The sequence below is a fragment of the Sporosalibacterium faouarense genome (assembly GCF_016765695.1).
Taxonomy (GTDB): domain Bacteria; phylum Bacillota; class Clostridia; order Tissierellales; family VENL01; genus Sporosalibacterium; species Sporosalibacterium faouarense.
This window is the reverse complement of the sequence record NZ_JAETGO010000025.1, coordinates 18,418-41,762: the sequence shown is the minus strand read 5'-3', so window position 1 is coordinate 41,762 and position 23,345 is coordinate 18,418. Positions and strand designations below refer to the sequence as shown.

The window sequence follows — 23,345 nt, the reverse complement described above, 5'->3', positions numbered from 1 at the left end:
AAGTATAGATATAAAACTAAAGGAGAGAAATAACATGATTAAAAAAATTCTCACTGGTAATCAAGCTATAGGTATAGCAGCCATTGAATGTGGTCTAAATCTAGCTACTGGTTACCCTGGAACTCCATCAACTGAAATTTTAGAAACTGTATTTGAAAATTCTGCCGATGATACTTATGTTGAATGGTCTGTAAATGAAAAAGTTGCTTTAGAAGTTGGAGGAGGAGCGGCCATCGCAGGAGCGAGGGTTTTAACAACTATGAAGCAAGTTGGTCTTAATGTTGCAGCAGACCCATTCATGGGTCTAACATATTTAGGAGTACAAGGAGCCTTAGTAATTGCCATAGCCGATGACCCAGGACCACACGCTTCTCAAACAGAACAGGATACCAGAATGTTCGCAAAATACTCAAATGTTCCTATTTTTGATCCTAGTTCTCCCCAAGAAGCATATTCTATGACTAAAGCTGCATTTTTATTATCAGAAACTACGAAACTTCCAGTTATAATTAGACCAACAACTCGAGTTTGTCATGGAAGTGGCATAGTTGAAATTACTAATGAAATTACCCCTTATAAACCAAAGGGCTTTTATAAAAGCTCTAAGTGGGTAATTTTTCCTAAGCTGTCTTATCAAAATCATATTAAGCTTGAGGAACAGCAAAAAGAAATTAGCAAAATTCATTCAGATAATGAATTTAATTATATTAAAGGTAATGGTAAATTAGGTATTGCTACGGGAGGAATAACTGCAACATATGTTGATGAATTAACTAAGGATTATTTAGATGATATTTGTATTCTAAAAGTTGGTAACCCTTATCCATTCCCAGATGAGCTTGGGAAAAAATTTTTAGAACAAGTAGATAGGGTTTTGGTGCTAGAAGAATTAGACCCAGTTATCGAGGAAGCCCTTATCGAATTATCTTTTAAAAATAAAAAAGTTGATATCTTAGGTAAGAAAAGCAACCATATACATTACGCCGGAGAACTTAAAATAAATTATGTGAAGTCTGTCTTAGAAGATTATTTTTGCAATCTTAATGATATTTCATTAAAAGAAGTTAGTGCTACTTCTGAAAATAGTATGAAATATCGTGATAGTGATATAAATGAAATAGATACTATTGATTTACCCCATAGACAGCCTACCTTATGTGCAGGTTGCCCCCATAGAGCTTCCTTCTATGCTGTAAAGGAAGCAACAAAGAAATTAGACGTTGTATATAGTGGCGATATAGGTTGCTACACCTTAGGTAATGCCAAGCCTCTTGAGGTTATTGATACATGTTTATGTATGGGAGCTGGTATTACAATGGCCCAAGGTTTGCATCATATTAATCCAGATACCAAAAATATTTCCTTTATTGGAGATTCAACTTATTTCCACACTGGTATCCCTGGCATAATCAATGCTACATATAATGACGTAGATATGACTATAATTGTACTAGACAATAAAACTACAGCTATGACAGGAAATCAATATCATCCTGGTATTGAAGCAACTATTAAAGGGCAGAAGAAAAAAATGTTGGATATTGGAAAGATTGCTAGTGCATGTGGAGTTGAACATATATCATATGGTAACCCATATGACATAGAAGATAGTATCAAGAAGGTACAAGAAGCTGTGAATTATAAAGGTACTTCTCTAGTTATTTTTAGAAGTCCATGTGTGAGTAAACTCAATACAAAGTCATACTATACTATAGATAATGAACTATGTAAAAACTGTAATAAGTGTATAGATGACCTAGGTTGTCCTGCTTTATATAATGATGGACTCCCTCATATAGATAAAACGATGTGTACTGGATGTGGAATATGTAAATTTACTTGCAAATTCGGTGCAATAAGGGAGGGGGAGTATTAATGAATATTATTGTTGTAGGTGTAGGAGGACAAGGTGCAATATTTACATCTAAATTATTAACTCAATGTGCATTGAAGAGTAATTTAAAAGTAAAAACTGCTGAAGTCTTCGGAATGGCCCAAAGAGGTGGATCTGTTACAAGTGAAATTAGAATTGGAGATGAAGTTATCAGTCCTATGATACCAGAAAAAAGTGTAGATTTACTTATAGGTTTTGAAATGATTGAAACCGCTAGATATCTTGATAGAGTAAAAAAGACTGGTACAGTTGTTACCAATGATTTTTTCATAAGACCCTACACAACTAAGAATGCAAGGGTCAATGAAAAAAAAGTTAGAGAATACATAAAAAACAATACTAATCATCTGATCACATTAAATGGAACAGAGATTGCTAAAAATTTAGGCAATGTAAGGGTATTGAATACTGTTTTAGTTGGTGCATGCTCATCCCTAAACTTATTACCTTTTACCTCTAAAGATATCGAAAACGCAATGAAAACCATTCTGCCAAGACGTCATATAGATATTAACCTTAAAGCTTTTAATGAGGGTCTTAAAGAAAATTTTAGCGACAAATAATGACATTTTTCTATTTTTTTCTTAATTTTCTTTAATTTTTATGATATGATTAATTATGGGATATCTTAAATATTTTTCATTATATTACTTAATTTTTAAGGAGGGATTTAAATGTATAATGTAACTTATGACAGAAGTAAAAACAGAATTAAAGGGGTAGTATCGGGGTTTATGAAGGTTGATGAAGTAAGTAAGTACAATGACGAGTTAAAAAAAGTCATCGACCAAGCAAAATCAAATTTCACTGCACTTTTTGACATCAGTGAGTTTAAGCCAGCTACACAAGAAGTAGCTAAAGTTTTAGCTGAAGGAAAAGATTATGCAGTCAAAAAAGGGCTTAGAAAATCTGCATTAGTAGCAACAAGTGCTATAGTGAAAATGCAATCTAAGAGGAATTTTAAAGATGTAGGGGATTCCCCAGAAGAATACTTCGCCTCTATAGAAAAGGCTGAAGAATTCTTAGATAGTTAATACATACCATATTGTAAAAACTTTTAAATTTAAAAAACTAAAAGGAATAAATGCAGTTTTATGGCATTTATTCCTTTTAGTTTGAAAGATAAATTTCTTTATCTAGCCTGATGGTTAAATTTAAAACCTAAAAACATATTCTTTTAGGGTATAATACATTAACAGAATTTACTCAAATCCTTAATCTCTATCCAATATGGCTAGATTTTCTAGATTCATAGCTTCATTTAATCCTTCTACAGCGACTCTAACTGCATCATCATCACATATTATGTTTATCCTATCTGGAGTGTTTTTTCCCTTTTCTCCTTTGTTTTTATTAGAACCATATTCTATTATCAATGCGGATTCACTCACTATCCTAGTTACTTCTTTAATTCCTAAACTTCCTTGACGAGGCCCCCCTAACAAAGGTATTTCCATAGATTTAGCATTTAATTCTATAGCCTTTTCAAATATTACGGGAAATATCTCTCCAATCCTCTCAATTGTTAATTCCGATAATTTTCCTCGACCAGCTATTAATATTTTATTTGGTTTTTTTTGTCTAGGTAATACGAAGCCATAAATTTCTTTATATTTTCCAGTAAATTTATTAACTTTAATTATGTGTTCAATTACTCCCTTTATATCTTTATCTAACCCATTATACTTTTTAATAATATCCTCATCTTCGAAAAAAGCAATTAATTTTAAATCCGAGGTGTTTCGATAACATTTATTAGATACCACTTCTATTATCACAGTATCCCCCCTTGTTATTTGTGACTTATTCCTAGTATCTAATTTATTATTTTCTTCTCTTTTTCCGAAAATCCTTTTCTTTTATATAAAGTTTTACATAATATATTTTATCTATAATTTCAAAACTGTGCTTTTCATAATCTATTTCAAAATTTACAATCGATGAATATAAATCGATGTTTCTCAACAAATGGACTGTGACTATATTATTATTTTCTAAAGTAGTAAATCTAAACATAATATTCTTTACCATTGAAAATTGCATTCTTGATTTAAAATACTCTGGACAACCATGAAAAAATAAATTGATTGGTCTATCTTCAGTGGGTATTATTATATCTATATCTACTCCATCATCTCTTATAGTTCTAATAGTTAAATCACTTTTAAGTAAAATTTGTCCATTTTTAAATTCCATAACAATAACTCACCATCCTTCTTGTTCTAAAACGGAGGCATTATACTACCTTAGTTTCAGCAACAACAACCTTCTTTCTTTTTTTCTTTCCAGGTCTTTTCCAGTTTGATGCTGTGACTGCAACTATTATTAATACTCCTCCTATAGCTTTATTAATAGTTATTTTCTCATCTAATATTAGAAAACTAGCCACAACAGTAACTAATGGTATTACATTTAAGTATATTGATGATATAGATACCCCTAAGTATTCCATACCATAAACATAAGTTATATAAGCAAGAGCTGAGCAAAATATACCAAGATATAAAACATTTAATACCATGCTACCTGTTACATTACTCCAATTTGTCTTTTCAAAAAATATAAAAGGAATGAATAGAATTGTTCCAAATAGACTTTGATAGTATACAATAAATAGTTGAGAGTATTTTCCAAACAATGGTTTAGTAATTAATGTATAGGCTACCCAAGAAAGAACTGCTCCAAACATCATAATATATCCTAATCCAGTATCAGAGCTTAATAACTGTCTTATATTACCTCCAACTATGAAATATACTCCAATAAAAGAGAAGAAAACTCCTAATATCTTTAGCTTCGTCATTTTCTCTTTATATATTATAGTATCAAATATTAAAGTAAAGATAGGAATAGATGCAACTATTAGAGATGCAGTCGACGCATTAAGTAACTTAATACCGTTATTTTCAAAGAAAAAATATAATGTTACTCCAACAAATCCAGCTAATCCCATAAGTGGAATATCCTTTTTATCAATCTTACTTTTTGGCTCCTTTATTTTAACTATTACCGTAAGCAATATTGACGCAATAAAAAATCTTAAAAACCCTAGAGTCATTGGAGAAATTGTGTGTACGACTAAATCAATACTTAAGAAAGATAATCCCCATAAAACTACTGTAAAGATCATTGCAACAACTGGTATAATATTTTGATTTTTCAATCCACATATCCCCTTTACATTTATTTATCATGAGTATTGTACCATATATTTTCTACTGAAACTATGCTTTAAATAAAATAGCGGCGAAAAAATTCGCCGCTCCTTCTATAGCTTACTATTCACCAGCTTTATTCTCCAAAGTTACTATTAACTAAATTCTTTATTGCCTCTATTGCCTCGCTTTCATCTGTACCTTTAGCTTGAAAGGTAATACTATCTCCCTTTGCTGCACCCATACTTAATATTCCCATAATACTCTTTGCATTGTACTCTTTCTCTTCCTTGATTATTTTAATTTCTGATTTAAATTTTCCTGCTTCTTTAACAAGTAAACTTGCTGGTCTTGCATGCATTCCTGATTTATTTTTTAATCTTATACTTAAGCTTACCATAATATGCCTCCTATTTTATCCTATTCTTAACAGTTATATCCCAAATTTCATTTTAACTATTATATGAGTTATTTGTAACCACAGTAATAGGCATAATATCTTGTTATATTTCTTTGTATGCTTGCATAATGTTAGCAACCATTTTGTCTACAAAGATTTTCAAAAGCTTTTGTCCTTTTTCTTTTGTTGCCTTGGTAGAGTTTCCAAAAACACCACTTTTACTTATATTTCCCAATGACATGCTTGACTTTCCATATAGATTATCTTTAGTAGGATATTCTTTTACCGCCTTGTCCATGTCTACTAGATCAGGCTTTACCGCCAACATTAGTGATGTCTCGAATTCACAAGCATGTATCATACCATGCCATGTTGGTGTCTCCATCAACTCATCTAGAACTTCATCCATTTCTGGATAAAACAGATAAATAACCTTTAAGTCTGACTCATCAACTAATTCTCTTACTGCATATTTCATTGAAGCCTTATTTGCATCATGTCCATTGATTACGACTAATAATTTTATACCATATCGCTCTACACTATGGGCTACATCTTTAATAATCATTTCTACATGATGTTGTTGCAAAGATATAGTTCCAGCTATATCTCTCCATACCCATGAATATCCAAATGGCATAGGCGGTAATACCAATGCTCCAGTTTTATCTGCTACCTTTTTACTTAGCTCATGTGCCAGTATAGTATCTACCCCTAATGGCATATGATGCCCATGTTGCTCCGTTGCTCCCAATGGCAATATTGCAACAGGAAATTCAGTAATTCGTTCTTGTACATCATCTCTTGTCATATATAGTATTTCATTAGTTTGTTTCAATTGAATCATTCCTTTTACTCATTATCTTCATATAAGTCTGAGCACTTTTTCTTATATTCTCTAAGTCCTTTTTCTTAGCATTACGAGGAACAAGATCGCTACCAATTGCGACAGTTTTAAATCCATAATCTAAGTATTCTTCAATATTTCTTCTTTTCACACCACCAACTGCGAGAAAATCCATTTTAGGAAAAGGTCCCTTTAAACTTTTAATATAGCTAGACTTCAAATCATTAGCTGGAAATAGCTTACATAGCTTAATACCTTCGCTTTGGGCTTGCATCACATCAGAAGGAGAAAATACACCAGGTATAACTAGTACATTTTTACTATTTATATATCTTATAAGCTCCTTATCCCATCCTGGAGTTATGATATAGCTTGCACCTAGCGATAATACTCTATCGACTTGTTCGTTATTAGTAACCGTACCGGCTCCTAGTTTAATCTCATTTTTAGAAAACTTTTTTGATAATTTATCTATGCACTCTAGTCCTATCTTCTCATCACTAATAGATACTTCAATCCATTTTATTCCTTCATCTATTAATACTTCTGCAATAGATTCTATGAATTCTGGATTAACACCTCTAATTATAGATACTATATCTCTATTTGTTAATGTCTCCATATCAATCACCGCCTAAAATTGTCCTAGCCATCTACCTGGGTTTACAATAAAAATAATATCTATATACTCTTGACTAATTCCTTCATCAATTAATCTAGGTATAAATTTTTGTTTTATAAATCTAAATCCTGGTCCTCCTCCATAGGCTTCGAGATATGATTGCCTTCCCATATCTCCAGATATTAATAATTGCTTTACATATCCGTTATCAATAATATTTTTAATTAATTTAACCCTTGTGCTATCAGGATAGTACTTAACCTTACCTGGTCCATCAAATTGTATATATGCTCCTCTTTCAGCAAGCTTTAAATGATAGTAAGGATCAGCATTGCGATCAGAATGTCCAATAGCTGTTTTAGTTAAATCTGCTCCTTCTTCTTCCAAAATATCAAGCATCTCAAGTCCCATAGTTCCTACTTCAGTATGAACCCATATAGGGGCTCCAGTTTCTTTATGGGCTCTAGCAACTGCTCTAGTAACTTTCTCCTCCAATGGATGAATTAAATTATACCAAGATCCAGTTTTTAAGAATCCTGCTTTTGCCTTAGTTCCATCCATTCCTTTTGTGATATCTTTTATGAAGATATCTTTTATCTCATCAATACTTTTCTGTTCTACCCATTCAGGATAGTAAATGTGTTTATTAAAGCCTGTTGTTGCTACTACATTTACTTTAGATTCATCAGACATTTGCAACATAAGAGCGGCATTACGCCCATAATCTAAAGTAGAAGCTTCAACTAATGTGTTTCCTCCTATTTCTTTAAATATTTTTAGTTCCCTTAGTGATTTGTTATAATCGCTCAATTCTAAATCTCTGTCTTTTTGAGAAGCTGGCGGTACTGCAATTAAATGTTCATGACTATAAGTAAATCCTAAATCTTTTTTTTCAATATCTCCTAATAAGGTTCTTACCTTTCCCATTGTATCAGCTCCTTTAATTTATAAACATATTCTATACTCCAAATATCGATCCAATTAACCTCATAATTACTACAACTATAATTGCATCAGGTGATGCAAACCACAATCCTTGTATGCCATAACCTGTGACATCAACTAGTGGATAAGCTAAAGCAATTAATAGAGAGCTAGTAAATCCTAAGAAAAATCCACCTATAATAGCTCCTCTTCTTCCTCCAGCAGCATTCCCAAATACACCAGCAGCACCTCCCATGAAAAATAGACCAATTACGCTTGGTAACACAACAACAGGAAGCCATTGTGAAATAAAAGTAACCAATAACCCACCAACCATAGCTGATAGAAAACCTATCGTTACTCCTACAGGTGCGTATGCGTAGAAAATAGGTACATCTAATGCTGGTTTAGCTCCTGGAACTATTTTCTGACCAATTCCTTTAAATGCTGGTACTATTTCACCAAGGAACATTCTAACTCCTTGTAATAGAACTAGAATTCCTGCGACAAAGGTTAATGCCTGTACAATGCTATATAAAACTACATTTTGTCCTCCAGATAAATTTACAACTACTTCATTCCCCGCAACTAATCCAGTTACTAAATATACTACTATCATTACTATTCCCATTAAAATTGACATATCTTTTAAAAAATCTAAACTACTAGGAACTTTAACATCCTCAGATGATTTTTCTTTATTTCCAAGTAATCCGCCAACATATCCTGATAATGTAATCCATGAACTCCCCCAAAAACCAAATGCTACATTATCACCATTTATAACTTTTCTTACAAATGGTTGAGAAATTGCTGGGAATAGTACCATTGATACACCTTGTACTAAAGCTCCAATTAAAATTAAAGGCACTCCACTAAATCCCATTTGATCAAGTACAATAGCCATAGTTCCTGCAAAACTAAACATCATGTGTCCAGTTAAGAATATATACTTCCAAGGTGTTATCCTTGCTAGAATGACATTTATAATAAAAGCAAATACCATTATCAAAGCAGTTTCTTTACCTAAAAATTGTTGAACAGCTGCAACCAACGAATTGTCTTCCGCAACTATACCACTTAAATTAAAGGCTTCTGTGAACATTTGACTGAATGGTATCAGTGCATTAACAATGATATCAGCACCTGCATTTAAAATAAGGAAACCTAAAATTGTTTTCAAAGTTCCTTTGATTATATCTGATGACGATTTTTTCAAAGCAACTAATCCAACCAACGCAATAATACCCAGTATAAAAGCTGGATTACTTAATATAGATACAATAATATCTAACACTTTAATTTCCCCCTTTTGTTATTTTATTAATTTTCAGTATCATACTTTTTTTCATTGCTCATATTTAATAGTTAGCCTATTTATTCAATTCCTTTAAAATAGGTAAAATTTTTTCTTCTATTTCATTATTATCAAGTAGATTATTTATACCTATTACTGGTGCTTTTTCATCCTTCAACTCTTTTGCAATTTCACTTGACGCAACGATTAAATCAAAATCTCTTCCTTTAGCAGAACCAAGATCTGTAGCTTCTCCGTCAACCTTTATCCCATATTTTTCACCTATTTCTTGAATATTCATCAAAAGCATGAGACTCGTACCAAAACCCATCCCACATACGGCTAAAACTCTCATTGTTATCCTCCTTAATCAATTATTTTTAAGAATTCTTCATAGCTTTTTATATTCATTAGCTTATTTAACTTCTCAGAGTTACTTAAAACCATACTTAATTGCTGTAACATACCTATATGACTACTATGATCTACTCCCCCTAGAGCAAATACTAGTTTAACAGGGTCATTAGTAGGATGACCAAATTCAATAGGTTCTTTAAGCTGAATAAAACTTATAGCCGTTTCCTTTACATCTTCTGAAGGCTTTGAATGTGGCATAGCTATCCCTGGTGCTAATACTATATATGGACCAAGTTCTTTATAGGTCTTAATCATATCCTCGACATAATTGCCCTTTATCTTTCCTTCCTTTACAAGTATATTACCCGCTTCTCTTATAGCTTCTTCTGGGGTTTTAGCATTCACACTTAGCTTGATTGAATTACTGGAAAAATACTTTTTTAGCACTATATTACCCCCTTATAACATTACTTCAATCCCTGTCTCCCATATAAATTTACTTTATATTTGTATCTGTCTCCTCTTGTAGTAACACTTGTATACTCTACAGGGATATTCTCACCTGTATATGATATTCTTGAAAGATACAGTACTGGTGACCAAGGGTTAATGTTTAATATTTCAGCTTCTAGCTCAGTTGCCTCCCTTGCTTCAACAGTTTCTTCAGCTCTTTGAAGTACTATATTATATCTTTTTTCTAACTCTTTATATAATGACTCTCCCTTAAGCCCCTTCTCCAAGAAACCAGGCACTAGCTTTTTTCTTAAGTAATTTATCATGATTGTAAACGGCTCATTATTTACATTTCTTATTCTTTTAATCCTAACCACTTTTTCATCTGGAGATAATCTTAGCATGTCACGTATTCTTAAAGTAGGAACCATTTCATCTATACTAATAGAAACTGTTTCCAATGGCATGTTTCTATCTGCCATTTCTTCAGTTAAACTAGTAATTCTTTCAACGTTGTGAATTATTTTTTGGTCTTTTACAAAAGTTCCTTTTCCTTGTTGCTTGTATACTAACCCTTCAAGTACTAATTCATCAATTGCTCTTCTCACAGTCATTCTACTAACTTGATATAATTCTTCAATTTCTGGTTCTGTAGGTAAAGCATCCCCTGACTTCATATCATATTCAATCTTATTTTGTAGCATTTCTTTAAGTTGTTGATATAACGGCACCGCTGAATTTTTGTCTAACATATTATGTTTCTCCTTTCATTAATTAGATAAACCTATATTTTATAACATTATAATGTTTACATAGGAAATAGAATATTCTATTATAAGATTATAACATCATAATGAATATGTCAATATAATGTTTATACTTTTTTATATTTTAACACTATACATTAAGTGTTTCCTTGGTTATGCTACTTTGTTTATCCATTATTATAATACAAATAAAAACTACTTCAGTAAAATTCATTATAATGTTTAATTGGTTTACATTACCAATATTATAAACGTCTACAGAATATCTTTAAAACTTTTTAGTTAAGTGAATAGACAATACTAATATAAACTATATATGATAGGTACACGAAAAAAGCTAAGGTAAATATTTACCTCAGCCAATTCTATATTATTTTTAATTTTACTAATTCATTAATATCGTCGGATTGTTTATTATCTTCAGCTATTATATTAACTCTTTTTGTCCCACATTTTTCGCATATGTGAATTATTTGCATTCCCTTCTTTTTGTGAATCTTAATCCCAATTGGCTTCAATATTCCTCCACACTTACTCATCCTATCTCCTGGAAATATATCTACATGCTTAGAATGTAAGCAAAAAGGACAATGATTTCTAAAGCTGCCATTACTTAGTGGCAGTACCTCTCTTCCACAATACACACATAAAAATCCTGTATTTTCACTTTTTCTACTCATACCTACCCTCCATGACTTAGTTATTACTAAATCAAGGAGTTCGGGTTCCGTATTTTCTTTATTAAAGTTCCTAGGCTTGATAAGAATAGTGACAAATTCACCGCTATTCCTTTAGGGTTAGCGATTACTTCCAGTTCCATCTTCATCAAGGCATATTTCATCCAAGAATCCGGACCAAGACTGATTTTATTATTCTGTATCAGCCACTGTAAGACGGGACTCCCTAATTCTTCCCACCTTCCACTGGTAGGTGTAATTCAGATCTCACTAGCTTTGGCTTCGCCCCCGGCTTAAGTATGAGTAAGTACCACTGTAAAGTATTTAAAATTCATTATCTTCAACTCCTGAATCAAAATTCTATAATAACATTTTGAATTAAATGTTATTAGGAAATGCATAAATTTATGCATTTCCTAAAATTAATAATCACTATCTTAAAGCATCCCTCTGACATTCTTAACAACATTTTCTACTGTAAATCCAAACTCTTTCATAAGAACATTGCCAGGTGCTGATGCTCCAAATCCATCTATTCCAATAGTTACACCTTCGCTACCAACATATTTTCTCCAACCTATAGTTGTTCCAGCTTCACAAGAAAGTCTTTTAGTTATAGCTTTTGGTAATACTTCATTCTTATACTCCCCAGACTGTTGGTCAAATAGTTCCCAAGATAGCATACTAACTACCCTTGTATCTATTCCTTCTTTCTTCAACTTATCATGAGCTTCCACGAGCAGAGATACTTCTGAGCCAGATCCAATAAGTATAGCATCAGGTGTATCCTTCTCTTCTTTAACTAATACATATCCACCTTTATGGGCATCTTCTTTAATTTCATCTAGCGTTGGAAGTCCCTGCCTACTGAATACTAGTACACTAGGTCCGTCAGTTCTTTTTAAAGCTTCTGTCCATGCCACAGCACTTTCCTTAGCATCTGCTGGTCTAAAAACAGTTACGTTTGGAATTGATCTAAGCATTAATAGATGCTCGATTGGTTGATGGGTTGGTCCATCTTCTCCTAACCCAATACTATCGTGGGTAAATATATAAGTAACAGGTTGCTTCATAAGACCTGACAATCTTATAGCTGGCTTCATATAATCTGAGAAAACCAAGAATGTAGATCCAAATACCCTTAATCCACCATGTAGAGACATTCCATTTAGTATTGCACCCATCCCATGCTCTCTAACACCAAAGTTAACATTGTTGCCAGTAGGGTCTTCTGCTTGGAAATCACCTTTACCTTTTAAATATGTTTTAGTAGATGCATTTAAGTCTGCAGAACCTCCCATCAAATTAGGAATATTCTTTGCTAATACATTCATTACCTGACCACCTGCAGCTCTTGTAGCAAGCTTCTCATCAAATTCAAACAATTCTTCATCTTCGAATGCTTCAGCAGGTACATTTTCTGAATGCCATATATCCCATGCTCTAGCCTTTTCTGGATATTTACTTCTATATTCTTTAAACCTCTTTTCCCAAACTTGTCTTTCTTCTTCTTTTTCTACAATTATCTTATCCATATATTCTCTTACATCTTGTGGTACATAAAAATCTTCATCAGTGTTCCAACCAAGACCTTCTTTAGTAAGATTAACCTCATCTTTTCCTAATGGAGACCCATGAGCACTTGACTTACCTGCCTTATTAGGACTACCAAATCCAATAGTAGTAGGAACCTTTATTAAAGTTGGCTTTGAAGTATTTTTCTTAGCCCTTGCTATAGCCGCTTCAAGCTCATCAATATCATTACTATCCTTTACAGATATTACTTCCCAACCATAGGCTTCAAATCTCTGTCCTACATCTTCTGTAAAACTTATTTTAGTAGTACCATCAATAGTAATATTATTATCATCATACATTACTATAAGTTTCCCTAATTTCAAATGTCCTGCTAATGAAGCTGCCTCAGATGAAACACCTTCCATTAAATCACCGTCTCCAGCTATTACATATGTATAGTGATCTACAATACTAAAATCTTCAGTATTAAACTCTGCTGCTACTCTTCTTTCTGCCAAAGCCATACCTACTGCAGTTGAAATACCTTGACCTAATGGTCCTGTTGTTGTTTCAACTCCAGGAGTGTGACCATACTCAGGATGACCTGGCGTTTTACTTCCCCATTGTCTAAAGTTTTTAAGATCATCCATGTTTACATCATATTCATATAAATGTAATAATGAGTAAATTAACATAGAACCATGTCCTGCTGATAAAACAAACCTATCTCTATCAGCCCAGTTTGGATCTTTTCCACTACCCTTTAAGAATTTGCTCCAAAGTGTATGTGCCATAGGTGCTGCTCCCATTGGCATACCTGGATGTCCTGAATTTGCTTTTTCTACACCGTCTACCGCCAAAAATCTTATGGTATCAACGACTTTTTGTTCTACTTTTTCCATTAAAACACCTCCATATATATTTAAAAAATATTACTAAGCTCAAATTACACAATTTATATTACTTTCTTCCACTTAAGTTATTCACGAAAATTTTATAATCCAATTTTTTCAGCTTCATTAATTAAGTAATAAATAATATAAATCTCCCTATCTAAAGTATTATAAACTGATAATACTTTATAAACAATAGTATTTATTAATACTTTTGATTTATTCTCTGTAAAAGGGCAATTTAATATTACCATAACTCTACTATATTTTCTATTAATTAATGCAAATTTATTAGCTTAATATGAAATATACCCTCATTATTTATCAATATAGTCGTATATAACCAAAACTTGCTATAAAAAACTAAATTATGTTGATATAATGTACGATATGAATTTATTTAGATTTTCTAAAGCATATAATTATATATGGGAAATCTACCTACCTTTGAACTTTTTAAATATTTAAAAAGGAGTTACGTATAAAAAATACGCTACTCCTTTTTATTTTCTAATTCTACAAAAACTAGCTTCCAACTATAATATTTTCAAGTTCTTCATACTTTTCATGGGTAATTAAAGCATCCATGTCTGTTCCTTTAAATTTAACTATATATGTCCATCTACCATAGGGCTCTATTTTATTTATCTTGGAAATATTTATAATATATGATCTATGACTTCTAAAGAATATCCTTTCTTCTAGTCGCTCTTCTAAATGTCCTAAACCTTCAGATGTCACATATCTATTATTTAAGGTATATATTACTGTACTACGATTTTCCCTTTGTACCAACACTATATCATCTTTATCAATGAAGCTCATTCCTTCTTTATTTTTTATAATAAGCTTTTCAACTGATTTTTCACTACTTTCTCGTATATTTCGTATATCATATTCCTTCTCTAAATTTAGATTTTTTATCTTTCTCAGAGTTTTGTATACTCTATCTATTTTAAAAGGCTTGATTAAATAATCAAAGGCATATAGTTCAAATGCATCAGACATAAATTGTTCATGGGCTGTTGCAAATATTATAGATGCTTTTGGATTAATATCTACTATTTTCTTAGCACACTCTATGCCAGACACCTCTGGCATTTCAATATCTAAAAATATCACATCTGGATTATAATCTTCCACAAGCTTTAATGCGACCTTACCATTTTCAGCTTCACCTACTAGTTTAAAATTCTCTTGTTTGTCAATTATTTTTTTTATTATAAGCCTCATACCCTTATCATCATCTGCTATTAAAACTTTCAACGGTTGAATATGATATCACTCCCTCTTATAATATCAGTTTATTTATCTATCTTTCTCACAACCAACCTACGTCCCTTAACCTTAATCACTTTAACTTTACTTCCTTTTTGAATATATTCTCCATCAGTAAGAGCATCTAATTTAACTCCATCAAAATCTACTGAGCCTGCTGGTCGTAGCATTGTTAATGCCAATCCTTCTTTTCCTAAGAAATAATCCATATCTTCAGTACCAACACCGACATATCCCTTATCTCTAGTCATTGAAGTAGATAATATTACTCCCCTAGCTACACCACCCTTATTCGCAGATTTTAATATTATTGTAAGCAATATCCCTAATATTATAAGAACCATTATAATTAGAATAAATGCTTCTAAAACTGTATTTGCTGTTAAGACAATTGCCACAATTAATAGCACTGAACCAGATATTCCCGGAGCTCCAAAACCAGGAACAAACATTTCAATTATTACAAGTCCAAACCCTATTATAAAGCATACAACAGAAATTATATCTAAGTTGGATATTATTGCTGTAATTATTTCCATCTTTACCCCTCCTTTAATCGCCTATAATTAGGCATTTAAATATACCTTTTATTATAAAACACTCATTATCTTTTTCTTGTTATTAAAATAATACATCTATCTAGTCTATTAATAAATACCTTTCTTATAAAATATACACTTGGAGTCCTAAACCGTCATTACAATCATATAACAGATATTAATATGGAATTGTAATAGTAAATGATGTCCAATGATCGTCACTTTCAAGTCCTATTTTTCCATCATATTCACTTACAACTTCTTTTACGATTGCAAGTCCCATACCTTCTCCTTCATTTCCTTTAGTCGTAAATCCAGCGTCAAAAATCTTTTCTTGTAACTCGACTGGAATTGACTCTCCAGTGTTGACAATTCTAAATACATATCCTAACATTTCCTCATAAATTTCTATCGTTATCTTTTTGTCTTCAGTATGATCTAAAGCATAAATTGCATTATCAATCAAATTTCCCAATACTCTACACATTTCCCACGAAGGTATCCTTAATTCTTCTAGATGGGATGATATTTTCAAAGTGACTTGTACTCCTGAATTTTCACACTCTTGTATTTTTGCTTGTAGCAGGGCATTTATTGCCACATTTGATGTTTTAAGTATTCTGCTAACTTTGTTTATATCCTTATATATTTCCTGAATATATTCTCTTGCTTCATTATATTCATCCATTTCAATAAGTCCATGAACTACCTGTAAATGATTTAGGAAGTCATGTCTTTGGCCCCTTAATCTCTTATTCAAACTTTCTATTTCATGGACTGTTTTTTCAAGTACATTATTTTTTGACCTCATATTTGACAATAAATAGATATCCTTAATTGACCTGATACTATTAAAAATTATTATTATTAATACTACAGATATAACTAGATTAATATTACTATCTATTTCTAAATTTGACCTATCTATTATAAAGTAAGCATAGATTATAATTGCAAAAAGAACTGCAATTTGAATAGCATTAATAAGAATAAGTGTCCCTACCGTCTTATTAACATTTAGCTGTTTTGTAACCTTTTTCATTTATGTCAACTCCCATATATACTAAAATTCCCTCAAAGTTAAGATTATTGTACTTTAACCCTATAATAAATTATAAATTTTGCTATAGCTGTTCTTTAACATTATACATTTTTTCCTTTATCTCAATATATATATTCAACAATCAAATAGATAATCCTCTAACATATAATTTTTCTTCCAACTGTATAACATTAAGTTAAAGAATTAAATTTCACTATATCTTCTCTCATAAATCCAACAATAAAATAATTCAGTATTTAAGAAAAAAACTCCCTTTATGATATAATCAGATTTTTATTACTCAATCCACTTATCATAAAAGGAGTATATTATTTTTTCAAATTAATAATTAGTTATTACTTTACTCTTTCTACTTTGATTTCAGTATCATGTCCATTCAAGTCATGAGTTTCAAATCCCTCGTCTTGAGCTTCTTCTATACTTACCGCAAGAGTTTCTTCCATAATATAATCCTTATGGATATTAACTGCATTAGTTATTTCTTCATCACCATTGAAGAATATTTTGATATTATCCATCATTTCGTATTCATTATTCTTTCTCATTTGCTGAATCTTAGATATAAATTCTCTAGCAAATCCTTCATTGATTAATTCTTCAGTAAGAGTAGTATCTAGAATAACAAATTGATTATCTTCCATAGATACTGTGAATCCTTCCTTAGCTTCGATTCTTACATCAACTAACTCATTTGTTAATTCAAAATTTTCACCATCTAAGTCTATAGTAACACTCTCACCTTTATCAATTTTTGGTGCTATTTCTGAACCGTCTAGTTGAGCTAAAGCTTTTCCAAATGCCTTTACCTTTGGTCCAAGCTTAGGTCCTGCCACTCTAAAGTTTGGTTTCAAGTTAAAGTCCATATATTCATTCAAGCTCTTAGCAAAAATAACCTCTTTTACGTTTAACTCTTCCTTTATCAATGGTACAAGGTCAGAGATTAGCTCTTCATGCTTTCCATCTATTAGTACTTTTTGAACTGGCTGACGAACCTTTATTTGAACAGACTCTCTAGAAGCTCTTCCAAGGGTTACTAAAGTTCTAACTAAGTCCATTCTCTCTTCAATCTTCTTGTCTATATGAGACTCATTAGCAACTGGGTAAGTACTTAAATGTACAGAAGCTTCTCCAGTTAAGTTTCTAAATATCTCTTCTGATAAATAAGGTGCAAATGGTGCTATCATTTGCGATATACCAACTAGTACCTCATAAGTTGTGCTATACACCGCTTTCTTATCCTGAGTTAATTCAGTAGCCCAGAAACGTCTTCTTGAACGTCTGATATACCAGTTAGATAAGTCTTCGTTTACGAATTCTTGTATCTTTCTAACTGCCTTAGTTAGGTCAAATACTTTTAAATCTTCCCCAACAAGCTTTGCTAATGTATTGAACTTAGATAATAACCATTTATCAAGCTCTGATCTTTCTTCATAATCTAAAGTAAACTCTCTTGGATCTATTCCATCTGTATTTGCATATAGAGTGAAGAAGTTATACACATTCTTTATTGTTGTAAAGAACTTACTATTTATCTCTTTTAATCCATCTTCATCAAATCTAGTTGGAGTCCAAGCTGGAGATACATAATATAGGTACCACCTAAGAACGTCAGCTCCATATTTATCGAACATCTCAAATGGATCAACCGTATTTCCTCTAGACTTAGACATTTTCTTCCCATCCTTATCTAGTAAAAGGTCATTTACAAGTACTCTCTTATACGGTGATTTACCAGTGACAAAAGTTGATATAGCTAGTAATGAGTAGAACCATCCTCTAGTTTGATCTATACCTTCACAGATAAAATCTGCTGGGAATACTCCATCAAAGCTTTCTTTGTTTTCAAATGGATAATGATGTTGGGCAAATGGCATAGACCCACTATCGAACCAACAGTCTATAACATCTTTAACCCTAGTCATAGTCTCTCCACATTTCTCACATTTTAGATGAATATCATCTACATATGGTCTATGAAGCTCTACACTTTCGTCTATATCCTCTATAGCTTTTTCTACAAGCTCTTTTCTTGAACCTACACTCTCGATATGGTCACATTCATCACATACCCAAAGATTCAGTGGAGTTCCCCAATATCTACTTCTTGATATTGCCCAATCGTTTAGATTTTCTAACCAGTTACCAAATCTCTTCTCTCCTACATAATCTGGATACCATTCAACATTATTGTTATTTTCAATTAATTTATCTTTAAGTTTAGTAATTTCAATATACCAGCTTGGCTTAGCGTAATATAGTAGTGGAGTATCACATCTCCAGCAATGTGGATAATTATGCTCCATTTTTTGTTTCTTGTATAATTTATTTTCGTTATATAACCACTTGATTATATCTACACTAAGATCTTCATCTATTACAAATCTACCTTCCCAAGGAGTAGTTGTATATTTACCATTTTCATTTACAGGCTGTAATACTGGAAGGTTATATTTTACTCCAAGATTATAGTCATCTTCACCAAATGCAGGTGCAGTGTGAACTATACCAGTACCATCTTCTGTAGTAACATAGTCTCCTAATGTAACAAAGAAAGCTTTTTTATCTGTTTGAACAAATGGCATGAGCTGTTCATATTCTATATATTCTAAGTCCTTACCTTTCATCTCTTCAAGAACTTCATACTCACCTTCTATTACCTCATCAGCTAATGCTTTAGCAACGTAGTAAACTTCATCACTAGATTTCACTTTAACATAATCTATTTCTGGTCCTACCGTAAGACAAACGTTAGCTGCTAATGTCCAAGGAGTTGTTGTCCAAACTAAGAAATATTCATCTGCATCTTTTCTTTTAAATTTAGCTATAACAGTATTACTCTTTATTTCCTTGTATCCTTGTGCAACTTCATGGGATGCTAATCCTGTACCACATCTTGAACAGTAAGGCAGTATCTTATGACCTTCATAGATATATCCTTCTTTATTGAATTTATCTAATATCCACCATACGGACTCGATATAATCATTATCTAATGTTATATAAGGGTCATCCATATCTACTAGATAAGCCATACGCTTAGTCATTTCTCTAAATAATCCCTCATACTTAAATACTGATTCTCTACATTTTTCATTGAACTTATCTATTCCATATTCTTCGATTTCTTGCTTACTATTTAGATTCAATTCCTTTTCTACACCAATTTCAACTGGTAGTCCGTGGGTATCCCATCCAGCTTTTCTCTTTACTTGATACCCTTGCATAGTTTTGTATCTACATACACTATCCTTTAATGCCCTTGCAAGCACATGGTGAATTCCTGGTTTACCATTAGCAGTTGGAGGTCCTTCATAAAATACAAAAGGTTCTTTTCCTTCTCTTGTTTCAACACTTTGCTTTAAAAGATCAATCTCATCCCAGTATTTAGATACATCTTGTTCAACATTCTTTACTGGTTGTTGAGATAACTCATTAAATTTCTTCATCATTTTCACCCTTTCAAATTTAGTTAAATAAAAAATCCCTAAGTCACTTGACTTAGGGACGAATTACCGTGGTACCACCCAAATTATAAGATAGCTTCAATTTAGCTATGTAGTAAATACTTAAATAGCATTATCACTATCCTATCACTCTTAATAATTTAACGCATTAGTACGGAATATCCTACTATTAATTCAAATATTCAGCTCAAAGGTGATCTTCATAAAGATATTCACTCATAATCTCTCACCAAATGATTATGTCTCTAAAAGCTACTATTCTTTATTACTCTCCTCATCACAGCTATTTATACTTATATTTTGGTTAATGATACATCAAACTACTTCCATTGTCAAGATTATATTAAAATTTTTAACATCTTTTTCAATATATATACTATTATATCCTCTATTCCTCATTAACTGCAGGCTTATAAAGCCTTCTATTATTAAGAACCCAAACTCTATCTGAAAATTGCTTTGGCTCTATACCTTCTAAAGCTTTTTCCATATCATACATTCTTGCATCTATCATATCTATGTAATGTAATAATTCTGCTTCGGGTATCATAGGTCTCTTTGGACTACCAAATTCAGGCTCATTATGATGGGATAAAATCATATGCTGAAGTAACATGGAGACTTCTCTATCTATTCCTAACTTCTCGCCTTCCTTATCTATTATTTTTATGCCTTGAATAATATGACCTAAAAGCTGCCCTTCATTAGTATAATCCGATACTATTCCTAGCTCATTTGAGTCCATCTCATAAATCTTAGCTACATCATGTAATATAACCCCAGCAAAGAGAAAATCCTTGTTTATATTTAAATAAACCTCGCTCAGTTTTTCAGCTGTCATCAACATTCTTTTAATGTGATATAGTAATCCTGAACGTATGGCATGGTGATTCGATTTTGCAGCTGGATAATATAAAAGCTTATCCTTGTTTTCTTTAAATACATGACTAGTTATCTTATTAATGTCAGGATTTTTTATTTTATCAATGTACTTTAATATTTCTCCATACATAAACTTAGGGTCCTCTGGAGCAGCTTGCACATATTCTTCTATATTAATATCATCTTCATCATTTGCTAATCTTATTCTATCTATTTTAAATTGATTATTCCCTTGCCACTCAGTAACATTTCCTCTTATTTTAATCATACAATTGTCTTTATATTTTGATTCATCTTCTTCTGTGCAGTCCCACATTTTTGCATTTATTTCCCCTGTCTTATCACTTAAAGTTATATCTAGATACTTTTTGTTATTATTTGTAGTCTTAATATTTACTGATTTAATTAAGAAAAAACCTTCTATGTAATCCCCTACAACAAATTCATTTATCTTTTTAACTTCCATTTTAGTAACTCCTTTCTCAACTCTTAACATTATTGCCTTAAGAAATTTTATTATTAAAAGCCTTATAGCTATGATAATTTGTAAATACTCAATTCTCTCATCTATATATTTAAATTTTCAGTTTCCTGAATCTATATTTTTATATTGTATAAAGACTCTGAGTTTACATGATTATATAGATTTCCACTACGCTTTTATATAATACTAAAAAGATATATCCTCTTATATTGATTATAGTCTTTATATACCTTTAAAATCAAGTTTTAGTAAAAATAAAGACTCAATGCTAATAAAGAGCACCAAGTCTTCCATATATCAAAAATTACTATATTCTTAAAGCTTTCCATTTACCACTCTTAAATCTAAAGAAATACAGTGTTCCTCTAATTATTAAATCAATACTCATTGCTATCCAAGCTCCTATAAGACCCCATTTGAAAACATATACAAATAATAGTGCCATAGATACCCTTATTCCCCAGATTCCTATTATAGTAATTATTAACACCCACTTTGTATCTCCAGCTCCCCGTAAACCTCCAGCAAACCCCATGGTTGCTGCAAGGAAAGGCTGAGATAACGCTACTATTCTTAAACACCATCTGGCATTATCTAATATCTCCTTATCTCTAGTAAATATCTTAAGAAATATATCTGGCCAAACAAAGAAAAATATACCAAAAGCACTCATAACTATAGCTGCCATTTTAACTGCTGTAAATCCACTTTTTTCAGATAAATCAGGTTTTTCAGCTCCTAAGTACTGTCCAACCAAAGTAGTAGCTGCTAAAGCAAATCCAAATCCAGGCATAAAAGATACTGATTCAGCTATTAATGTAATTCTATGGGCTGCAAACATCACAGTTCCTAAGCTTGAAATTATTCTACCAAATATCAGCTGTCCAAATCTCATAAAGAATTGTTCTATGGCAGCAGGAATACCTATATTAAATATTCTTTTAATTATAACAATATCCACTTTTAATTTTTCTTTAATATTTATTTTAATAACTCCCCTATTACTCATAAGAATAAGTAATATAACAATACCACTTAAGCTTCTTGCCAAAGTAGTAGATATTGCAGCGCCAGCAACTCCCATACCAGCACCAGGAATAAATATAGATATATGCTTATTTATTAGAGGAATAGTAAACTCCACTATTCTACTATCAAATATCATAAAAAAGTTACCCACTATATTCACTACATTCGACAAGCCATTTATATACATAGGCGTCTTTGTGTCCCCACTTCCCCTTAAAACACCACTCATTATCATAGCTATAATCATGAATGGTAGTCCTAAGCTTACAGTTTTAAAGTATACTGTTGATAATGGAACAACATCTTGTTCTGCCCCCATTAACTTAACTATTGGCTCAGCTAGTGAAAAGGCTAAAGTTGTAAATATTAAAGACATAGCAAAACTTATAATTAATGACTGTTTCGCCACATTATTAGCATCTTCTTGTCTCTTTGCCCCTATGGACCTGGCAACTAATGCAGTAGTACCTACACTTACTGCTGCAAACACTGACATGGCAGTCGACATTGGCATATCACTTAATCCTATTGCAGTAATTGCTGCTGCTCCTAAACTTCCAACCATTGCCATATCTGCAAACCCTAGTAATGTTTGCATCATCATTTCACCAATTGCAGGCAAAGCCAATTTAAATGTTGATTTAGTTAAATTTGCTTCAGCCTTATTAACTATTGAATATTCTGACTTTGTTAATTCTGCCTTTTCAGCCATCTGCCTTCCCCCTTATGAAGTTACACAATATTTTATTTCGACTCACTAAATAATTTAGTCTCACAATATTCTACCACTGTTATATTCATA

Annotated in this window: 22 protein-coding genes and 2 other annotated features; of the genes, 3 read left to right on the top strand and 19 right to left on the bottom strand. The window is 31.8% G+C overall.

Annotation, left to right across the window (positions count from 1 at the left end; translation table 11 throughout):
- Positions 1 to 34: 34 nt before the first annotated feature.
- From iorA to JMO20_RS03960, 3 genes are all read left to right on the top strand, one after another.
- The gene (iorA, locus tag JMO20_RS03970; protein WP_202708240.1) at positions 35 to 1,876 is read left to right on the top strand and encodes an indolepyruvate ferredoxin oxidoreductase subunit alpha; all 1,842 of its coding nucleotides are present in this window, start codon (positions 35 to 37) and stop codon (positions 1,874 to 1,876) included.
- Positions 1,876 to 2,457 (top strand): indolepyruvate oxidoreductase subunit beta, encoded by a 582-nt coding sequence (locus tag JMO20_RS03965; RefSeq protein ID WP_202708239.1) that lies wholly within the window; start codon positions 1,876 to 1,878, stop codon positions 2,455 to 2,457. Before iorA ends, JMO20_RS03965 begins: the two co-directional genes overlap by 1 nt.
- Positions 2,458 to 2,568: 111 nt before the next feature.
- A complete protein-coding gene (locus JMO20_RS03960) occupies positions 2,569 to 2,928 on the top strand; it encodes a hypothetical protein (RefSeq protein ID WP_202708238.1) in 360 nt (119 codons plus the stop codon).
- Between the two features lie 180 nt (positions 2,929 to 3,108).
- On the opposite strand, the gene JMO20_RS03955 is transcribed toward JMO20_RS03960, so the two are convergent.
- From JMO20_RS03955 to JMO20_RS03865, 19 genes are all read right to left on the bottom strand, one after another.
- Positions 3,109 to 3,672: a M17 family peptidase N-terminal domain-containing protein gene (locus JMO20_RS03955; RefSeq protein WP_202708237.1), complete on the bottom strand. Its 564-nt coding sequence runs from the start codon at positions 3,670 to 3,672 to the stop codon at positions 3,109 to 3,111.
- Between the two features lie 46 nt (positions 3,673 to 3,718).
- Entirely contained in the window at positions 3,719 to 4,090 is a 372-nt protein-coding gene (locus JMO20_RS03950; protein ID WP_202708236.1) for a hypothetical protein, read from the bottom strand.
- A 40-nt stretch (positions 4,091 to 4,130) separates the two neighbouring features.
- The gene (locus JMO20_RS03945; RefSeq protein WP_202708235.1) at positions 4,131 to 5,057 is read right to left on the bottom strand and encodes a DMT family transporter; all 927 of its coding nucleotides are present in this window, start codon (positions 5,055 to 5,057) and stop codon (positions 4,131 to 4,133) included.
- A 128-nt stretch (positions 5,058 to 5,185) separates the two neighbouring features.
- Positions 5,186 to 5,449, bottom strand: a complete 264-nt coding sequence (locus tag JMO20_RS03940; protein ID WP_202708234.1) for an HPr family phosphocarrier protein — start codon at positions 5,447 to 5,449, stop codon at positions 5,186 to 5,188.
- Positions 5,450 to 5,552: 103 nt separating this feature from the next.
- Entirely contained in the window at positions 5,553 to 6,287 is a 735-nt protein-coding gene (locus tag JMO20_RS03935) for a creatininase family protein (RefSeq protein ID WP_243414624.1), read from the bottom strand.
- The gene (locus JMO20_RS03930; protein ID WP_202708232.1) at positions 6,274 to 6,918 is read right to left on the bottom strand and encodes a bifunctional 4-hydroxy-2-oxoglutarate aldolase/2-dehydro-3-deoxy-phosphogluconate aldolase; all 645 of its coding nucleotides are present in this window, start codon (positions 6,916 to 6,918) and stop codon (positions 6,274 to 6,276) included. Before JMO20_RS03930 ends, JMO20_RS03935 begins: the two co-directional genes overlap by 14 nt.
- A gap of 12 nt (positions 6,919 to 6,930) precedes the next feature.
- On the bottom strand, positions 6,931 to 7,845 hold the full coding sequence (locus JMO20_RS03925; RefSeq protein ID WP_202708231.1) for a phosphotriesterase family protein: 915 nt from the start codon (positions 7,843 to 7,845) through the stop codon (positions 6,931 to 6,933).
- A gap of 31 nt (positions 7,846 to 7,876) precedes the next feature.
- Entirely contained in the window at positions 7,877 to 9,139 is a 1,263-nt protein-coding gene (locus JMO20_RS03920) for a PTS sugar transporter subunit IIC (protein ID WP_202708230.1), read from the bottom strand.
- A gap of 76 nt (positions 9,140 to 9,215) precedes the next feature.
- Positions 9,216 to 9,494, bottom strand: coding sequence for a PTS sugar transporter subunit IIB (locus JMO20_RS03915; protein ID WP_202708229.1), 279 nt, complete (start codon positions 9,492 to 9,494; stop codon positions 9,216 to 9,218).
- An 11-nt stretch (positions 9,495 to 9,505) separates the two neighbouring features.
- The gene (locus tag JMO20_RS03910) at positions 9,506 to 9,943 is read right to left on the bottom strand and encodes a PTS sugar transporter subunit IIA (RefSeq protein ID WP_341533976.1); all 438 of its coding nucleotides are present in this window, start codon (positions 9,941 to 9,943) and stop codon (positions 9,506 to 9,508) included.
- 20 nt (positions 9,944 to 9,963) lie between these two features.
- Positions 9,964 to 10,701: a GntR family transcriptional regulator gene (locus JMO20_RS03905; protein WP_202708228.1), complete on the bottom strand. Its 738-nt coding sequence runs from the start codon at positions 10,699 to 10,701 to the stop codon at positions 9,964 to 9,966.
- A gap of 380 nt (positions 10,702 to 11,081) precedes the next feature.
- Positions 11,082 to 11,396 (bottom strand): RNHCP domain-containing protein, encoded by a 315-nt coding sequence (locus JMO20_RS03900; protein WP_202708227.1) that lies wholly within the window; start codon positions 11,394 to 11,396, stop codon positions 11,082 to 11,084.
- 92 nt (positions 11,397 to 11,488) lie between these two features.
- Positions 11,489 to 11,646 (bottom strand) — a sequence feature (16S ribosomal RNA rRNA prediction is too short).
- Between the two features lie 184 nt (positions 11,647 to 11,830).
- Entirely contained in the window at positions 11,831 to 13,813 is a 1,983-nt protein-coding gene (tkt, locus tag JMO20_RS03895) for a transketolase (protein WP_202708226.1), read from the bottom strand.
- 516 nt (positions 13,814 to 14,329) lie between these two features.
- Positions 14,330 to 15,070 (bottom strand): LytR/AlgR family response regulator transcription factor, encoded by a 741-nt coding sequence (locus JMO20_RS03890; RefSeq protein WP_279380047.1) that lies wholly within the window; start codon positions 15,068 to 15,070, stop codon positions 14,330 to 14,332.
- A 38-nt stretch (positions 15,071 to 15,108) separates the two neighbouring features.
- Positions 15,109 to 15,621, bottom strand: a complete 513-nt coding sequence (locus JMO20_RS03885) for an NfeD family protein (RefSeq protein WP_202708225.1) — start codon at positions 15,619 to 15,621, stop codon at positions 15,109 to 15,111.
- 178 nt (positions 15,622 to 15,799) lie between these two features.
- Positions 15,800 to 16,663 (bottom strand): sensor histidine kinase, encoded by an 864-nt coding sequence (locus JMO20_RS03880; protein ID WP_202708224.1) that lies wholly within the window; start codon positions 16,661 to 16,663, stop codon positions 15,800 to 15,802.
- Positions 16,664 to 17,019: 356 nt separating this feature from the next.
- On the bottom strand, positions 17,020 to 20,130 hold the full coding sequence (gene ileS / locus JMO20_RS03875; protein ID WP_202708223.1) for an isoleucine--tRNA ligase: 3,111 nt from the start codon (positions 20,128 to 20,130) through the stop codon (positions 17,020 to 17,022).
- A 51-nt stretch (positions 20,131 to 20,181) separates the two neighbouring features.
- Positions 20,182 to 20,438 (bottom strand) — a binding site (T-box leader).
- Between the two features lie 98 nt (positions 20,439 to 20,536).
- Complete coding sequence (locus tag JMO20_RS03870) at positions 20,537 to 21,496, bottom strand: 3'-5' exoribonuclease YhaM family protein (RefSeq protein ID WP_202708222.1); 960 nt, start codon at positions 21,494 to 21,496, stop codon at positions 20,537 to 20,539.
- A 325-nt stretch (positions 21,497 to 21,821) separates the two neighbouring features.
- Positions 21,822 to 23,255: an MATE family efflux transporter gene (locus JMO20_RS03865; protein WP_202708221.1), complete on the bottom strand. Its 1,434-nt coding sequence runs from the start codon at positions 23,253 to 23,255 to the stop codon at positions 21,822 to 21,824.
- Between the last annotated feature and the right edge of the window lie 90 nt (positions 23,256 to 23,345).

Bases quoted from the DNA above. Each gene is read 5' to 3' on its own strand.
- iorA (WP_202708240.1), top strand. From the start codon at position 35: ATGATTAAAAAAATTCTCACTGGTAATCAAGCTATAGGTATAGCAGCC.
- JMO20_RS03965 (WP_202708239.1), top strand. From the start codon at position 1,876: ATGAATATTATTGTTGTAGGTGTAGGAGGACAAGGTGCAATATTTACA.
- JMO20_RS03960 (WP_202708238.1), top strand. From the start codon at position 2,569: ATGTATAATGTAACTTATGACAGAAGTAAAAACAGAATTAAAGGGGTA.
- JMO20_RS03950 (WP_202708236.1), bottom strand. From the start codon at position 4,090: ATGGAATTTAAAAATGGACAAATTTTACTTAAAAGTGATTTAACTATT.
- JMO20_RS03940 (WP_202708234.1), bottom strand. From the start codon at position 5,449: ATGGTAAGCTTAAGTATAAGATTAAAAAATAAATCAGGAATGCATGCA.
- JMO20_RS03930 (WP_202708232.1), bottom strand. From the start codon at position 6,918: ATGGAGACATTAACAAATAGAGATATAGTATCTATAATTAGAGGTGTT.
- JMO20_RS03925 (WP_202708231.1), bottom strand. From the start codon at position 7,845: ATGGGAAAGGTAAGAACCTTATTAGGAGATATTGAAAAAAAAGATTTA.
- JMO20_RS03915 (WP_202708229.1), bottom strand. From the start codon at position 9,494: ATGAGAGTTTTAGCCGTATGTGGGATGGGTTTTGGTACGAGTCTCATG.
- JMO20_RS03905 (WP_202708228.1), bottom strand. From the start codon at position 10,701: ATGTTAGACAAAAATTCAGCGGTGCCGTTATATCAACAACTTAAAGAA.
- JMO20_RS03900 (WP_202708227.1), bottom strand. From the start codon at position 11,396: ATGAGTAGAAAAAGTGAAAATACAGGATTTTTATGTGTGTATTGTGGA.
- tkt (WP_202708226.1), bottom strand. From the start codon at position 13,813: ATGGAAAAAGTAGAACAAAAAGTCGTTGATACCATAAGATTTTTGGCG.
- JMO20_RS03885 (WP_202708225.1), bottom strand. From the start codon at position 15,621: ATGGAAATAATTACAGCAATAATATCCAACTTAGATATAATTTCTGTT.
- JMO20_RS03880 (WP_202708224.1), bottom strand. From the start codon at position 16,663: ATGAAAAAGGTTACAAAACAGCTAAATGTTAATAAGACGGTAGGGACA.
- ileS (WP_202708223.1), bottom strand. From the start codon at position 20,130: ATGAAGAAATTTAATGAGTTATCTCAACAACCAGTAAAGAATGTTGAA.
- JMO20_RS03870 (WP_202708222.1), bottom strand. From the start codon at position 21,496: ATGGAAGTTAAAAAGATAAATGAATTTGTTGTAGGGGATTACATAGAA.
- JMO20_RS03865 (WP_202708221.1), bottom strand. From the start codon at position 23,255: ATGGCTGAAAAGGCAGAATTAACAAAGTCAGAATATTCAATAGTTAAT.